The sequence below is a fragment of the Stenotrophomonas sp. GbtcB23 genome, assembly GCF_019091045.1.
Lineage (GTDB): Bacteria > Pseudomonadota > Gammaproteobacteria > Xanthomonadales > Xanthomonadaceae > Stenotrophomonas > Stenotrophomonas rhizophila_A.
In genome coordinates this window covers 1-320 of sequence record NZ_JAGXKC010000296.1, presented here as the reverse complement: position 1 = coordinate 320, position 320 = coordinate 1, and the positions used below count along the sequence as shown (strand labels likewise).

Sequence of the window (320 nt, the reverse complement as noted above, 5' to 3'; positions counted from 1 at the left end):
CGCCATGATAACGCGGGCCGCCAGAAGGCCTGGTGGGCAGCTTTTACGCCGAATATGCGCGCCCCGCCGCTGCGGCGCATGGCGCCTTTACGGCCACGCTCACCACACTGTGCGCTTCATCGGCGCGGCCGTTTTCAGGAGTGGTGGACGTGGTGGCAAAGCAGGAAACAGGGCGCGCACTGCGCCGGATGAGCGTCGTGGCACTTGGCCTTGCTCGCAGTGGCTCGGCGCTGGCGGGCATGGACGGTAGCGCCACGCAGACCTCCGATTAGGTCTGGCGCGGCAGCTCGCAGACGATGGAAGATCCCACCGTGCAGGCC

At 67.5% G+C, this 320-nt stretch carries 1 protein-coding gene; it reads left to right on the top strand.

Features of this window, described 5'->3' with window-relative positions:
• The first annotated feature begins 32 nt into the window (after window positions 1-32).
• A complete protein-coding gene (locus KVS69_RS19180) occupies window positions 33-272 on the top strand; it encodes a hypothetical protein (protein WP_217539551.1) in 240 nt (79 codons plus the stop codon).
• Window positions 273-320: the final 48 nt, after the last annotated feature.